The 620-nt window shown below is 66.0% G+C and carries 1 protein-coding gene and 1 pseudogene; both read right to left on the bottom strand.

The genetic code is table 11. The features are described 5' to 3' along the window. Positions 1-277, bottom strand: a 277-nt coding sequence (locus R7E78_RS28015) for an IncQ-type mobilization protein MobB (protein WP_318058873.1), incomplete at its 3' end; no start/stop codon positions are given. Positions 278-383: 106 nt separating this feature from the next. Then, positions 384-620 (bottom strand): annotated as a pseudogene (locus R7E78_RS28010) (MobA/MobL family protein); the annotation flags it as partial.

Raw genomic sequence — 620 nt, 5'->3', positions numbered from 1 at the left:
AGTGCCACCCCCGCGACGCGCTCCGGGCGCTCTGCGCGGCGCTGCTCACCTCGGCGGCTACCTCCCGCAACTCCTTGGCCAGCTCCACCCATGCCGCCCCTGTCTGGCGTTGGGCTTTCAGCCACTCCGCTGCCTGCGCCTCGCTGGCCTGCTGAGTCTGGCTCATGACCTGCCGGGCCTCGTCGGCCAGTGTCGCCATGCTCTGGGCCAGCGGTTCGATCTGCTCCGCTAACTCGTTGATGCCTCTGGATTTCTTCACTCTGTCGATTGCGTTCATGGTCTATTGCCTCCCGGTATTCCTGTAAGTCGATGATCTGGGCGTTGGCGGTGTCGATGTTCAGGGCCACGTCTGCCCGGTCGGTGCGGATGCCCCGGCCTTCCATCTCCACCACGTTCGGCCCCAGGTGAACACCGGGCAGGCGCTCGATGCCCTGCGCCTCAAGTGTTCTGTGGTCAATGCGGGCGTCGTGGCCAGCCCGCTCTAATGCCCGGTTGGCATGGTCGGCCCATGCCTCGCGGGTCTGCTCAAGCCATGCCTTGGGCTTGAGCGCTTCGGTCTTCTGTGCCCCGCCCTTCTCCGGGGTCTTGCCGTTGTACCGCTTGAACCACTGAGCGGCGGG

The sequence above is a fragment of the Vibrio sp. YT-19(2023) genome (assembly GCF_033337395.1).
The sequence above is the reverse complement of the archived record's forward strand: the minus strand, read 5'-3'. Positions and strand labels throughout refer to the sequence as shown.